At 64.5% G+C, this 14452-nt stretch carries 9 protein-coding genes; 2 read left to right on the forward strand and 7 right to left on the reverse strand.

Annotation, left to right across the window (positions count from 1 at the left end; all coding sequences use genetic code 11):
- Nucleotides 1-69: 69 nt before the first annotated feature.
- The 5 genes from BL8807_RS03485 to BL8807_RS03505 all read right to left on the reverse strand — a co-directional run bounded on the left by BL8807_RS03485 (nucleotide 70) and on the right by BL8807_RS03505 (nucleotide 9053).
- Complete coding sequence (locus tag BL8807_RS03485; RefSeq protein ID WP_072723740.1) at nucleotides 70-1083, reverse strand: DnaJ C-terminal domain-containing protein; 1014 nt, start codon at nucleotides 1081-1083, stop codon at nucleotides 70-72.
- 19 nt (nucleotides 1084-1102) lie between these two features.
- A complete protein-coding gene (gene grpE / locus BL8807_RS03490; protein ID WP_072723738.1) occupies nucleotides 1103-1756 on the reverse strand; it encodes a nucleotide exchange factor GrpE in 654 nt (217 codons plus the stop codon).
- Nucleotides 1756-3609 carry a molecular chaperone DnaK gene (gene dnaK, locus BL8807_RS03495; protein ID WP_072723736.1) on the reverse strand — a complete coding sequence of 618 codons (1854 nt, stop codon included), beginning with the start codon at nucleotides 3607-3609 and terminating at the stop codon, nucleotides 1756-1758. The genes grpE and dnaK overlap by 1 nt, the downstream gene beginning before the upstream one ends.
- 602 nt (nucleotides 3610-4211) lie before the next feature.
- Entirely contained in the window at nucleotides 4212-6296 is a 2085-nt protein-coding gene (gene phoA / locus BL8807_RS03500; protein WP_072723732.1) for an alkaline phosphatase, read from the reverse strand.
- A 207-nt stretch (nucleotides 6297-6503) separates the two neighbouring features.
- Nucleotides 6504-9053: a glycoside hydrolase family 31 protein gene (locus BL8807_RS03505; protein ID WP_072723730.1), complete on the reverse strand. Its 2550-nt coding sequence runs from the start codon at nucleotides 9051-9053 to the stop codon at nucleotides 6504-6506.
- Between the two features lie 250 nt (nucleotides 9054-9303).
- Between BL8807_RS03505 and BL8807_RS03510 the strand changes: the two genes are divergently transcribed.
- On the forward strand, nucleotides 9304-10329 hold the full coding sequence (locus BL8807_RS03510; protein ID WP_072723728.1) for a LacI family DNA-binding transcriptional regulator: 1026 nt from the start codon (nucleotides 9304-9306) through the stop codon (nucleotides 10327-10329).
- Nucleotides 10330-10365: 36 nt separating this feature from the next.
- Here BL8807_RS03510 and BL8807_RS03515 read toward each other — a convergent pair whose 3' ends face one another.
- Complete coding sequence (locus tag BL8807_RS03515; RefSeq protein WP_158217122.1) at nucleotides 10366-11166, reverse strand: HAD family hydrolase; 801 nt, start codon at nucleotides 11164-11166, stop codon at nucleotides 10366-10368.
- A 45-nt stretch (nucleotides 11167-11211) separates the two neighbouring features.
- A complete protein-coding gene (locus BL8807_RS03520; protein WP_072723724.1) occupies nucleotides 11212-12897 on the reverse strand; it encodes an alpha-amylase family glycosyl hydrolase in 1686 nt (561 codons plus the stop codon).
- 404 nt (nucleotides 12898-13301) lie between these two features.
- Between BL8807_RS03520 and BL8807_RS03525 the strand changes: the two genes are divergently transcribed.
- A complete protein-coding gene (locus BL8807_RS03525) occupies nucleotides 13302-14429 on the forward strand; it encodes an extracellular solute-binding protein (RefSeq protein ID WP_226847463.1) in 1128 nt (375 codons plus the stop codon).
- The last annotated feature ends 23 nt before the right edge of the window (nucleotides 14430-14452 follow it).

A 14452-nucleotide genomic window follows, 5' to 3' on the forward strand; every position in this document is an offset into this window, starting at 1 on the left:
CCCTCCTTTGCCGGTGTGCCGTGCGGGCGGTCCCTTCGCGCAGGGAACCGCCCGCATAGCGTGATATCGCTATCGATTCAGAGTGCCGACGAAATCGCCGGACTCCTTGTCGAATTCCTTGGCCATGCGTTTGAGTCCCAGGCCCGGCTTGGCGGGCACATGGATCTCGACGCGGCCGATCAGATCGCCGGATCGGTTGCCCGTCTGCACGCCTTTGCCGGGAATCGTCACTTCGCTGCCGCTGGACGAACCGGCGGGCACTTTGAAGGTGACGGGGTTGCCATCGATGTCCAGAACCTCGATTTTCGCTCCGCCCACGGCCTCGCCCACGGTGACGGGCAGGGTCATGACGATGTCGTTGCCGCGCATCGAGAACCGGGGATCGTGCGCGACGGACACGTTCAGATACAAATCGCCGGTTTTGCCGCCGTTGCGGCCGGGCTTGCCCTTGCCGGCGAGTTTGATCTTCTGGCCGTCCTTGACGCCCGCGGGCACGTGGGCCTTGAACTTCTTGCCGTCGACGGACAGGCTGACGGTCGCGCCCTTCACCGCCTGGCGGAAGGTCAGGTTGATCTTCGAATTACGGTCCTCGCCATCCTCGGGCCGGGGCGGCTGCTCGTAGCCGTACTGCGAACCCGCGCCGTACGGGGAGCCGCCTTGGCCGGCGCCGGCCGCGCCGCCGAACATCGAGAAGATGTCGTTGAGGTTCGGCTGTCCGCCGCCCTGCGTCTGGAAGCGGATGCGCGAACCGTTGCCGCCGGCGCCACCGCCGAACATCGAGCCGAAGATATCGGAGAAGCCCGCGCCGTCGAAGCCGCCCGCACCGCCGCCCGCGAAGCGCGCGCCGCCCATGCCGAACTGGCGTATGGCGTCGTACTTCTGGCGCTGGTCCTTGTCGCTCAGCACGTCGTAGGCTTCGGAGATGTCCTTGAACTTCTCCTCGGCCTCCTTGGTTTTGTTGAGGTCGGGATGGTATTGGCGGGCCAGTTTGCGGTAGGCCTTGGTGATGTCGGATTCCGAGGCGTCCTTGGAGACACCGAGGACCTTGTAGAAATCCTTGGTCAACCATTCATTCTCAGCCATCACTGCCTCCTTTCGTCAATCAGTTCTGCGGGGATGCGACGACGACGCGGGCGGCGCGGATCACACGGTCGCCGATGCGATAACCGGCCTCCACCACGGTGTCGACGGTTTCCTTCTCGGCCTGCGCGTCCGGCTTGTGCAGAATCGCGTCATGCTTGGTCGGGTCGAAGTCTTCGCCCTTCTCGCCGAACTTCTCCACGCCGAACTTCTCGAAGGCTTTGTCGAGCTTGGCGGCGACGGCTTTGAAGGAGTCGTCCATCTCGCCATGCTCGCGGATGCGGTCGATGTCGTCGAGGGCGGGCAGCAGGGCGGTGAGCACGTCGATGATGCCGTGCTGGCGGAAACGCTCCTGCTCTTTCTGCGCGCGGTTGCGGAAGTTGATGAACTCCGCGCGTTCGCGCTGCAACGCCTCGAGGTATTCCGCCGCCTCCTGCTTGGCCTTGCCCAACGGGGTCAGAGTATCGTCGGTGGATTCGCCGTCACCGGCGTCCGTGCCTTCCGTTTCGGCTTGCTCGCCGTCCGCGGAAGACTCGGCCGACTCGGCGGACTCGGCCGCGCCGGCGTCCACCGGGGCCGATCCGGCCGCCTGGCCCGCGTCCGCGGCGGGCTGGTCGGCGGCCTGATCGGCGTCCGGCAGATCGTTCAGATAGTCGTCCTTGTTGAACTCGGACATCACTTGTTGTCCTTGTCGTCCTCGTCGTCCACGACCTCGGCCTCGACGGTGTCGTCGTCGGAGCCGGCACCCGCGGCGCCGGTCGCGCCTTCGGCGCCCTGCTGGGCGTAGAGGGCCTGGCCGATCTTCTGGGCGGATTCCATCAGAGCGGTCTGGGCGGTCTTGACGGCCTCGATGTCCTCGCCCTTCAGGGATTCCTTCAGAGCTTCGACCTTCTCGGTCACCTCCTTGACCACGTCATCGGAAAGCTTGTCCTTGTTGTCGTTGACGAGCTTTTCGGTGGAGTAGGCGAACGCCTCGGCCTGGTTGCGGGTTTCGGCCTCTTCCTTACGCTTCTTGTCCTCGGCCTCGTGCGCCTCGGCCTCCTTGACCATGCGGTCGATCTCGTCCTTCGGCAGGCCGGAACCGCCGGTGATGGTCATGGACTGCTCCTTGCCGGTGCCCTTGTCCTTGGCGGAGACGTGCACGATGCCGTTGGCGTCGATGTCGAAGGTGACCTCGATCTGCGGCACGCCGCGCGGAGCCGGAGCGATGCCGGTCAGCTCGAAGGTTCCCAGCGGCTTGTTGTCGCGAGCGAACTCGCGCTCGCCCTGGTAGACCTGGATGAGCACGGAGGGCTGGTTGTCCTCGGCGGTGGAGAACACCTCGCTGCGCTTGGTCGGGATGGCGGTGTTGCGGTCGATGAGCTTGGTCATGATGCCGCCCTTGGTCTCGATGCCCAGCGAGAGCGGGGTCACGTCGATCAGCAGCACATCCTTGCGGTCGCCCTTGATGACGCCGGACTGCACGGCGGCGCCCACGGCCACGACCTCATCCGGGTTCACGGACTGGTTCGGCTCTTTGCCGCCGGTGAGCTCCTTGACGAGCTCCTTGACGGCGGGCATACGGGTGGAGCCGCCGACCAGCACCACGTGGTCGATGTCGCCCACGGAGATGCCGGCGTCGCGCAGCACGTTGTTGAACGGCGTGCGGCAGCGGCCCAGCAGGTCGGAGGTCATCTCCTCGAAGCGTGCGCGGGAGAGCTGCTCGTCGAGGTGCACCGGAGTGCCGTCGGGGGTCATGGCCAGATACTGCATGGAGATGGAGGTCGAGGTCGAGGAGGAGAGCTCCTTCTTGGCCTGCTCTGCGGCTTCCTTCAGACGCTGCAGGGCGATCTTGTCCTTGGCCAGGTCGACGCCGTACTTGTTCTTGACTTCGCTGACGAGCCAGTCGATGATCTTCTGGTCCCAATCGTCGCCGCCTAGGTGGTTGTCGCCGTTGGTGGCCTGCACCTGGATGGTGGAGAAGCCGTCGTCGTCCTTGCCGATCTCCAGCAGGGAGACGTCGAAGGTGCCGCCGCCGAGATCGAAGACCAGGATGCGCTCGTCCTCCTTGCCCTTCTCCAGACCGTACGCGAGGGCCGCGGCGGTGGGCTCGTTGATGATGCGCAGCACGTTGAGGCCGGCGATGGTGCCGGCGTCCTTGGTGGCCTGGCGCTGGGCGTCGTTGAAGTACGCCGGGCAGGTGATGACCGCGTCGGTGACGGGCTCGCCCAGGTAGGCTTCGGCGTCGCGCTTGAGCTTCATCAGCACCTGCGCGGAGATCTCCTGCGGGGTCCACTTCTTGCCGTCGATGTCGACGGTCCAGTCGGTGCCCATGTGGCGCTTGACGGAGGAGATGGTGCGGTCGACGTTGGTGACGGCCTGACGCTTGGCCACCTCGCCGACGAGGATTTCGCCGGACTTGCTGAACGCCACCACGGACGGGGTGGTGCGCATGCCTTCGGCGTTGACGATAACGGTGGGCTCGCCACCTTCCAGCGTTGCGATGCAGGAATTGGTGGTACCCAGATCGATGCCAACTGCACGTGCCATAACTATGTGCTCCTTATGTTGTGCGCCCGGTTCGCCCGCGACGCGTTGTTGTTTCACGGTTTCCCGCTCACGTTTCTCTTCGGGCCTCCGGCCTCTCTTGCGATCAGCCATCCAACCCTTTCCAAAACTTGAGCCTACACCACTCAACTTTACCTCGTCAACTTTTATTCCCACATCCACACAAAAAAGTTGAGCCACGGCAACGCAAGTTCGCGCCACCATGACTCAACAACAGTCCGACACCCTCTCACGTACACGAAATCACACGAATCCGTGTACACCGTGTACACGATTTCACCTAATTTCGTGTACATCGTGTACACGAAATCACATAAATTCGTGTACACGGTACATGCGCACGAGGTGAAATCCGCACGGAACGTCACGGCGAAAAGCTTGGCCAGGTTCGTCCGCGAAGGCCGCTCCCCTGTGGCGTACCGCCTTTCCGAGCGGGACTTCGGCGTCGACGTCGTTTCCGGAACGGATGCGCCGCTCCACAGTCTGCCCCTTTACGCCGCCTTCGCCATCAAATAAGGAAAGTCCTGCCGTACGAACCTTTCGGCGCACGGCAGGACTCAATATCCGGCAGGCGAATCAGCCGACTAGCGACGGGACGCCTTGGCGTACTTGATCATCAGCGCGGCCGAGACCAGCGCCGCGACGATCAGGGCGACGCCGAGCACCGCGCTGCCGGTCAAGCCCAGCGGATTAGCGGAGTCGTTCTTCACGCCGCCTTGGGCCACCACATCGGACGAACCAGGCGTGTTCTGCGAGGACTGGTTGGCCTGCGCCTGGAACTCGAGCTCCACCGTCTTGCCTGACTGGCGGCCGGTCACACTCAGTGTGTAGCCGGCGCCTTCCGTAACGCCATCCAGCGCGATGCTGGTGGTCTGAGCGGTGGCGACGCGCACGCCGGAAACCGGAGTGCTGCCATCGGACTGGGCGATCGTGCTGCCGGCGTCATCCTTGAGTTCATAGGAGAGCACCGCGTCGCCGTCGAATCCGGAAGCGTCGGCCGTGTAGCCGCCGTCTTCGTTCCGGGTCACCGCCACGGTGGCGTCGTTGGATAGCGCGTTCTGGTCGGCGGTTTCCGTGGCCAGACCAAGCGCCTTGCCGATGGTGTAGAAGTTGTCGGTCTGATCGCTCAGGCCGACCACACGTTGCGCTCCGGGGCCGGAGGCGGCGATGCGCAGTTGGGTTCCGGTGTGTTCCATGCCGCCGTCGTTGTAGCCGGCGTTGATATCCGCGGCGTCGGGATCCTCCGCCGTGGCGGTGCCATAGGAGACGACGATCTGGGAGCTGTCGACCGGGGATTCGAGGATCGTGCTCAGCGCGTACGCCGGCGGCTCGCTCACGATCTGCGAGGTGTGCGCGTGGTCTGCGGTCACGATGATCAAAGTTTCCGACAGGTCGACTTTCTCAAGCGCGGCGGAGATGGCTTTGTCGAGATCGTCGGTTTCGCCGATCTGCCCGCAGGCGTTGGCGGCGTGGTCCTGCTTGTCGATGGACGCGCCCTCGACCTGCAGGAAGAATCCCTGTTCGCTCTTCGGATTGGCCTGCAGCAGGTCGAGCGCCTTGGTCGTCATATCGGCCAATGACGCGGAGTTGCCCGCGGCGGTATCGTTGCCGAGCCAGTCGGCGTTCGTCTCGCACTGCACCGCTCCACGCTGTTCGGTGGCTTCCTGCGTCAGGGCCGGAGTCTCGGCGAACTGGGTGGGCATGTTGCCGTTGGACAGCAGCGCCAGCACGGGCTGGTCCTCCTGATATTCCAGCGCGGCGAACGCGTCCACGTCGTTCTCCACGGTTTGGAAGCCGCGGTCGCGCGCCTGTTCCCACAGCGTCTTGGTGCCGTCGCCGTAGGTGGTGTCGATTTGATTGAAGTAGGCGGAGCCGCCGCCGATAGTCACATCGGCGCGGGTGTCGAGCAGCTGTTCGGAGATGGATCCGATGCCGCCGTTCTCCTTGAGCTGGCTGGCAAGGCAGTTCTTGGTCTGGTTGCCGTCCGTCGCCGGGTCGATCTTGCCGTCGCCGTTGGTGTCGGTTTTGCCGTCCCACTTGCCCTGCGGACCGTAGCAGGAACGTTCGGTGGAGTGCGATTCCTGGACGGCCGGGGTGGCGTCCTGGATTTCGGAGGTGGTCACGTTGCCGGTGGCCAGTCCTTTGGCTTTGGCGAGTTCGATGAGATTCAGCTGCGGATTGCCTTCGACGTCCACATCGACGGCGTTGTTGTAGGTTTTGGTGCCGGTGGCCCAGCTGGAACCGGAGGCGGACGAGTCGGTGACCGGCGTGACCACGCCGGCCGTGGTGCCGCCGGCGAGATTGCCGGACTTGTCTTTGGCCATCAGGCTGTCGTCGGAACTGGATCCCAGCGAGAAGGTGGTGTACTGGCCCGTGCCGGCCTCGGCGTCTCCCAGAACGCCCGGTTGGCCGATTTTGTCCAGTCCGTCGAAGCTGCCGTTCGCGCCGTGCAGATAGTCGCGGGCCACGGTGATTTCGGAATCGCCCATGCCGTCGCCGATGAACAGGATCACGTTCTTCGCGCTGGCCGAACCGATGGCGGCGATGCGTTGCGCGCCGCCGTGCACCTTCAACTGATCGACCTGCTTGCCGTCGGCGGCGAGCGCCGGGGCGGCCATCGCGCCCATGGTGGCGATGGCCGCGAACGCCGCGACCGCACCCTTGACCATGTTATGTTTCACAATATGCCTCTTCCTCAATACCTGTGGGGCCGTTACGAAGACCGGTCTTTCGGCCGGCCCGCCCCACCCGCATACGTTAGGAGCGCAAGGCATACGCGAGACTACGCCAACACGTCATATGGAGGAATCTTCGATGACGCCCGGTGAACCGGACGTGAACAACCGATGCGCCATCGAATCCCAACCCCGACGCGACTATGACCGCAACAGAATCTCCTCGAGGGCGGAGATCACGCCCTCTGGCATATGCGACTGCCAGAAGTCGCCATCGGCGCGCTTGCCGCGCTCCAAGGCTCGCAGGCCCGCGAGCGCGCCCGCGCCGAGACGATCGACCATATCCATGGCCTTGCCTTTGGTGAGGAACAGCATCTGAGCGCCATTGAGCACCGCGAAGGCGTCGCCATGCACCGGATTGCCGGCCAACATCGCCTCTCCGCCATCGGCGGGGGCGAACGCGACGATGACGCGCGCGGTGACGGGGACCTCAGGCAACGTCACGCTGGCGGTCAATGTCGTCTGGTCGTAAGCGATCTCCGCATGGATCGCAGCACCGTCCACTGTTGCCACGCAAGTCACAGGGGCAACACCACGCAGCGCAATGGTCCATTCTCGTTCATCCGGCACATTCTGCGCGTCTCCGCGCACAGGGTCGATGGCGAATGCGCAGCCGGAACCGTCCGCGTTCCAAGTCAGGCGCATATCGGTCTGGACCAGTCCCGCCTCGCGTGCGGCGGATTCGAAGTCCTCGGCTTTCGTGAAGCGTCCGGCATCCTCGCACAACGTAAACGCGCCATCCGAGCCGGGGAACACCACCACACGCATAGCACGCGGGTTGGCGACATCGTTGCACCGCGCGTCGGTCTCGGCGGCATCGCCCAACGGCTGCATCGGCACGATCGCCCCCGCCTTCGCGAACACAGGGATGCGGTCGAGCGCACGCCAGACCGCAAGTCGGCGACCGTTCTCATCGGCGGAGACGTATCGGCGGCCGTCGAAGAAATCGAACCATTCCCCTTGGGGCAGCCATACGTCAGCTTTGGCTCGGCGGACTTCTCCATCGACCGGATCGACGATTGGCGCGACGATCAATTCGCTGCCGAACCGGAACTCATTGCGATAGTCGTAGGCGCTGTCATTGTTGGGCTCGCTCCAATACATCGGCTGCACGATCGGCTCATCGTCGAATGCGGCGCGCCAGTTCATCGTGTACAGGTACGGGAGCAGCTCGTGGCGCAGGCGCAGGGCCTTGTTCATCGCCTCACGCGTGTTGCCGTCGAAGTTCCACGGCTCCTTGCCGTTGAATGGGGAGTCGGTGGAGTGCAGGCGGTTGATGGGACTGAACACGCCCAGCTGATACCAGCGCGCCTCGAGCTCGTCGTCACGGTAGCCGAACATATGGCCGCCGATGTCGTGGCTCCACCAGCCGTAGCCGATATTCGAGGCGGTGGCGGTGAATTCGGGCTGGAATTTCAACGATTCCCAAGTCACCACGGTGTCCCCCGAGAATCCGACCGGATAGCGGTGCGAGCCGGGGCCGGCGTAGCGGGAGAAGGTGAGCGGCCAACGCCCGTCACGGCCGGAGTCCAAATAATGCAGGTGGTTGAGCATCCACAGCGGGTCGAGACCGGGCATGCGGGTCACGCCGCCCTGCTGCCAGTCCAGCCACCAGAAGTCGACGCCTTCGCCTTCCAGCTCATGGTGCATGGCGAAGTAGGCTTCCATGAATTTCGGGCTGGTCAGATCGAATTCCACAGGCTCGCCAGCTTCGGCATTCACGCCCATGGCGGCGGCCATGCCGGCGTATGGCTTTTCGAAGGCGCGCACGCCGTCGCGCGGATGCACGTTGAGCGTGGTTTTCATACCGCGACGGCGCAGCTCGCTCAGGAACCGCTCCGGATCGGGGAAGAATTCGGGATTCCACGTGTATCCGGTCCAGCCGGAGCCGTACTTGGGATCGACGGCATCGACCAGATGCCAGTCCATATCGATGACGGCGGTGGTGAACGGCAGTTTCTCAGCTTCGAAACGGTCCATCAGGTCGAGGTATTCCGTCTCGGTGTAGCGGTGGTAGCGGCTCCACCAGTTGCCCAACGCGAAGCGCGGCAGCAACGGCGTCGGTCCGGTCAGACGATAGAGATCGCGCACGGCATCCTTGAACCGCAGACCATGGCCGAAGAAGTAGAGATCGGTCTCCTCATGTCCGCGCGGCGCGACCCACATCCCGAACGGATTGGGTTCGCCGTTCACCTGTTCTGCGGCCACGACCACGTTCGAGGCGGAGTCGTCGATCACGGCCCAGCCGTCGACCGAGCATACGCCGAGCCCCATGTCCGTGCGGCCGTCGACCTCGTCCAAGGTACGGGCGGTGCCGCCCAGATTGCCGTGAGGTTCATCGCCGTAATGCCAGGTGTTGCGCTGCGAGCGCGGCACGCCTTTGACCACGACGCTCAGGCCCTCCTTGCTGAAAGGCCTGCGATCGTAGGTCAGCCGCAGGGCTTCGGTTTCGACGATAAGCAGTCCGTCGCGCTCGTCGACCGTGAACCGGGGCGCCTCTCCTCCGAAATCACGATTGAACGCCATCTGGGTGGCGTTGTCCTCGAACTCGCCGCTGTCGGACCATTCGAGACGCAGCAGCGAGTCGGACAGCACGCCGACGCGCCAATGTTCGCCTTTCAGCGTGGCCGCCTCGTCCATCTTCGGGCGCATGGCGGGAGTGAACGTGGCTGCGGATACGGACGAAGTCATAGTATGCCCTTCTAACCAGGAACCGGCCATGAGCGAACGTCTCGGCGCATGACCGATTCTCAACGTGAACAGTGGATGCCGCCAGGAACACCATCGTAACGGCATCCACTTATCTAGATTATTATTTGCCGGATCCGGTGGCGATACCGGCGCGACGCCCGCGAGCCGAACGCCCGCACGCCCTTGCGAACGTATGCAGCGGAATGCAGTAGAATGAGCGCAGCATAGACGACGGCGTTCGGGAGGCGATATGGCACGAGCTGACATCCACGAGGTGGCCAAAGCGGCCGGCGTATCCATATCGACGGTCTCCCGCGCCTTCACACGGCCGGACATGGTCTCCGAGAAAACCCGGCGCAAGGTGCTCGAAGCCGCGAACCGGCTGGAGTTCACGATCTCCCGCTCGGCCGGCTCGCTGAAGACCGGCCAGGCGAACCGCGTGGCCCTGCTGATGAACGACACGATCACCAGCTGGTTCAACGTGCAGGTGTTCGCGGGGCTCAACGCGACGCTGCGCGACGAAGGCTACGACATCGCCGTGTACGACCATATCGACACGGCCGAGACCCGTCGCGAGTTCTTCGACACCATGCCCGTGCGTCATAACGTGGACGCGGTGTTCGTGGCCTCGATCGCCATCGACCCGAACGAGGTCGGGCAGCTCAAAAGCATGCATGTGCCGCTGATCGGCATCAACACCTCGGCCTCCGACAGTCTCGATGCCTCGATCCGCATCGACGACGAGGAGGGCATGTTCACGGCCACGCAGCATCTCATCGGCTTGGGGCACCGCCGCATCGTCTACGTGTGCTCCGCGGCCTCCGTCTCGTTGGACGCCAGCGTCGACGCCCGCGGCCGCGGGTTCATCCGCGCCTGCGAGTCGGCGGTGGCGGCGGGCCGCGACTTGGACTGGCAGACGATCACCGTGCCGCGTGGCCCGGAGTTCATCGACTCCGCGTTGGCCGAACTGCTGGCGCTCGACCGCTTTCCCGACGCGATCTGCTGTCAGATGGACATGCTGGCCATCCCTCTGGTCACCAGACTGGCCCGCTACGGGCACCGCGTGCCGCAGGACTATTCGATCATCGGCTTCGACGACATGCAGAACGCGGATTGGGTGAACCTCACCACCATGAGACAGAATCCGCAGGATATGGGCCGCGACGCCGCGCACAAGGCGCTGGCTCTTATGCGCGGCGAGACGCTCGACCAACCGCATGAGATCATCAGGCCGCGTCTGGTGCTGCGCGGCACCGACGCCCCGTTCCCGCGCTGACCGGCGGACCCGCCGGGCGGCCGCGCCGGCCGAAGCCTAGCCGAGGAGGAAAGCGAGCAGGGCGTCGTAGTCGGGATGATCGAGCGACAGCACGGCCTCCTCGGAACGCTGCGGATCATGTTCGGGCGAGATGCCCGAATTGATGTACACACCGTCGATGCCGGCGTTCTTCGCGCCGACGATGTCGCACCGCTCGTCGTTGCCGACCATCACCGCGCGGTCGGGGGTCGCGCCCACACGCTCCAGCGCTCGGCGGAAGATCTCGGGATGAGGTTTTTTGATGCCTTCCTCGCTGGAGATCACGATGGCGTCGAACAGCACGTCCAACCCAAGCATCTCCAATTCCGGCACGGTATAGCAGGATTGCGCGTTGGTGACGAGCACCGTGCGCATGCCGGCCCCGCGCAGGCCCCTCAGCATCTCCAACGCCCCCGGATACAGCCCGATATGCCGGGTGCTGGCCTTGCGGAACACCCATGCGGCGCGCAGGGCCATCTCGTCGGCCTGGGCCTGCCAGACGGCGGGGATGCGCCCCTGCGGCGCCGCCACGGCAAACAGCGAGCGGTAGCCCTCGCCGCGGTTCGGCTCGACGCACTCGTCCGGGCAATCCTCGACGCCGTCCTCGCGCACGCGTTCGGCGGCGCGGCGCTGTTCGAGGATCAGCGCCTGGTCGAGCAGGTCGCGCAGGAACCATTGGTCGTCGTAGTGCACGCCCATGCCCGAATCGTTGAGGAAGCCGCGGAACTTCTCCCACGCCCTCTTGTCGTATTCGTCGGTGCGTATGTCGACCAGCGTGCCGTAGAGATCGAAGCACGCCACATCGTATCGTCTGTCCATCGTCATCGCCTTTGCCTGCCTGGTGGATGTTGCGTCACGACCGCGTCATTGCAGCCGCCACATCGCGAAGCTTTGCGGCCCCATCGTCGCCGAGCCGCGCTCCATACGGTGTTCGCCAAGTGATGCTAGCACATCGCCGGCGGCTCCACGCCCGTCCGGCAATTCGAAGCTCTCCTCGCCACGCCCCGGATTGACCGCGACGAGCACGCGACCCTCCGATGGCGAGGCGCCATCGAACCGTTCGAAGGCGAACAGCCGCCCATGTTCGGGGGCTGCGATCACGCGCAGGCCGGCGTCGGCGCGCAACGCGGAAACCATGCCGCGCGTGCGGAGCATCGCGCGCACCCAGCACAGCAGCGAGTCGGGGTCGGCGTCCTGCGCGGCGACGGTCGGCGCGTCCGCGGACGGATCGACCGGCAGATACAGATTCTCCGCGGGCGCGCTCGAAAAGCCGAGGTTGGCGGTCGCGTCCCACTGCATCGGCGTGCGTGAGCCGGTGCGCACATAGCCGCCCTCCTTGGAGGGGATGGGACGGTATCGCATGCCGATTTCGTCGCCGTAGTAGAGGAACGGCGCGCCCGGCATCGTGAACATGGTCGCGTAGGCGAGCTTGAGTTCGCGCTCGGTCAGGCGTTGGGCGGTGCGCAGGGTGTCGTGGTTGCAGGTGATGAGGTCGAAGCAGCCCCCGGCCCGTTCGGCTTCGGCCAGTTGCGGCAGGTATTCGTCGAGGAACGGCTTGATGGACGCGCCGGAGTCGGCGTTGAAATAGCTGGAGTCCCCTTCGCGGCGCAGCGGGGTGTCCGTATTGCGCAGCAGCAGGTTGTACCCGTTGGGATTGCCGTCCCAACGCCAGTCGAGGTAGAAGTCCATGTCGAATCCCGCGGCCATCGATTCACGCGGCCTGCCCCATTCGGAGACGAACGCGGCCTGGGGGAATTCGGAGCGGATGCGCGAGAGCATCCATCGCCAGGTGCGGATGGTGAACGGCTTGCCCTCCTCGTCGTGTTTGACGAGGCTGTCGGCCATATCCACGCGGAACCCGTCCGCCCCGCGGCCCAGCCAGAAACGCATCACATCGAGCAGCGCCTCGCAGGTGGCGAGCGCGTCGGGGCCGAGCGCGGGCTTCTGCCAACCGTGCTTCGGGTGCGCGAATCCGTAGTTGAGCGCGGGCTGGCATTTGAAGAAGTTGAGCACATAGGTGCCGTCGCGCTCGCTTTCCCCGCCGATGAAGGGCAGTCCGTCAGCGCCGGAGATCCACGAATCGGTCCAGAGGTATCGTTCGGAGACGTTTTCGACGCGCCCCGTCCCGCCATCGACGACCGTGCGCGAGTTCGGCTCCGGCCTCGCGCTGGCGAGGAACCACTCGTGCTCCTCGCTGGTGTGCCCGGGCACGAGATCGAGCAGCACATGCATGCCGCGCCGGTGGGCCGCGTCGAACAAGGCGACGAGGTCGTCGTTGGTGCCGTAGCGGGATGCGACCTTCTTGTAGTCGCGCACGTCGTAGCCGGCGTCTTTGAACGGCGAATCGTAGCAGGGGTTGAGCCAAAGGGCGTTGCAGCCGAGGTCCCGCACATAGTCGAGCCGGGCGATGATGCCGGGGATGTCGCCGATGCCGTCGCCGTCGGAGTCGGCGAAGCTTTGCGGGTAGATCTCATAGAACCGGGCGTCGGCGAGCCACCGCGGGCGTGCGGGGAGTTCGGCCGGTTCGATCGATTCGGTCGCGTTGGTCATGTTCTTCCTCGATTCTTTGACGGACAGCGCGAGATGTTTTGCAGTATACCTGCAAAAAAGTTTTTCTGCGAACGCTGTCAATTCTTCTGCATACAGTTTTTTCTCAGACAAGCCAAATATCAGTGCTTTCAAGCCGCAACACACCTATCACACCGATTTGCATACGTTCGCAGAAATGCGCTACATTATGAACAGCAATCCGACTCGGACGCGCATGGACGCGCGGGCGGGCCGTATTGGACGCCGACGTCACGCCGGCGTGGAAGAAAGGAAATCAACGATGATTGCACGATGGAGATCAGCCGTCGCCGCACTCGCCACATGCGCTTTGCTCACCGGCGGACTGACCGCCTGCGGCTCCGGCGGCGACGTGACGGCCGGAGACGAAGGCAGCATGACGCTCGTTGAGCTGGGCCTCGCAGGAGGACCAGCTCAACGAGGACTCATGGCTGCAGACGATGGAGAAGGAGTTCGAGGAGCTCCACCCCGAATACGACATCACCTGGAACAACCAGGTCGTCTCGTCCGCCGATGCCGCCACCATCGCCAAGCAGGATCCGACCGTGGCCGCGGACGTGTTCATGTACGCGAGCGACCAGCTGGGCACCCTCAAAGAGGCGAACGCCATCGCCCGCATGAGCGACGACGCGGTCGAACAGATCGAAACGCAGTACGAGGGCAGCGAATCGATGATCCAGTCGGTCACAGGCGATGACGGATACCTGTACGGCGCGCCGTTCGGCGGCAACACCTGGTTCATGTACTACCGCAAGAGCAAGTTCACCGAAGAGGACATCACCTCGCTCGACGCGATGCTCGCCAAGGGCAAGGTCTCCTTCCCGTTGACGAACTCGTGGTATCTGCCGGCCTTCTACATGGGCGCGGGCGGCACGCTGTTCGGCGAGGACGGCACCGACGGCGAGGCCGGCGTGCAGTTCGGCGGCGATATCGGCGAGGCCGTGACCAAATATCTGATCGACCTGCGCAACAACCCGAACTTCGTCAACGATTCCAACGGCTCCGGCCTGGCCGGTCTCAAGTCGGGCGCGGTGGACGTGGTGTTCTCCGGCTCCTGGGACGAGCCGACGGTCAAGGAGAATCTCGGCGACGACTACGGCGTGGCCGCGCTGCCGACCTTCAACCTCAACGGCACGGCCGTCCAGATGAAGTCCTTCGCCGGATCCACCGTGGTCGCATGGAACCCGTACACCAAGCATCCGAAGGCGGCGGACCAGTTCGCCGCCTTCCTCGCCAGCACCGAGGCGCAGAGGGCCCACTATGAGATGCGCGGCACCATCCCCTCCGACATGACGCTCGCCTCCGAACCCGAGATCGCCGAGAACCTCGTGGCCAAGGCCCAGCTGGAGACCATCGCCCGCACCTCCGTGGTGCAGCCGTCCATTCCCGAAATGGCGAATTTCTGGGGTCCGTGCGAGAACTTCGGCAAGTCCATCCTCGGCAACGAGGTCACCTACGACAACGCGCGCGAACTGACCGACAAGTGGATGGCGTCCTACGCCAGCCTGATGTAGGCCGCCAAGAAGAAAGGTTCCCA

This window comes from Bifidobacterium lemurum (assembly GCF_014898175.1).
Taxonomy (GTDB): Bacteria; Actinomycetota; Actinomycetes; order Actinomycetales; family Bifidobacteriaceae; genus Bifidobacterium; species Bifidobacterium lemurum.

Bases quoted from the DNA above. Each gene is read 5' to 3' on its own strand.
- BL8807_RS03485 (WP_072723740.1), bottom strand. From the start codon at position 1,083: ATGGCTGAGAATGAATGGTTGACCAAGGATTTCTACAAGGTCCTCGGT.
- grpE (WP_072723738.1), bottom strand. From the start codon at position 1,756: ATGTCCGAGTTCAACAAGGACGACTATCTGAACGATCTGCCGGACGCC.
- dnaK (WP_072723736.1), bottom strand. From the start codon at position 3,609: ATGGCACGTGCAGTTGGCATCGATCTGGGTACCACCAATTCCTGCATC.
- phoA (WP_072723732.1), bottom strand. From the start codon at position 6,296: ATGGTCAAGGGTGCGGTCGCGGCGTTCGCGGCCATCGCCACCATGGGC.
- BL8807_RS03505 (WP_072723730.1), bottom strand. From the start codon at position 9,053: ATGACTTCGTCCGTATCCGCAGCCACGTTCACTCCCGCCATGCGCCCG.
- BL8807_RS03510 (WP_072723728.1), top strand. From the start codon at position 9,304: ATGGCACGAGCTGACATCCACGAGGTGGCCAAAGCGGCCGGCGTATCC.
- BL8807_RS03515 (WP_158217122.1), bottom strand. From the start codon at position 11,166: ATGGACAGACGATACGATGTGGCGTGCTTCGATCTCTACGGCACGCTG.
- BL8807_RS03520 (WP_072723724.1), bottom strand. From the start codon at position 12,897: ATGACCAACGCGACCGAATCGATCGAACCGGCCGAACTCCCCGCACGC.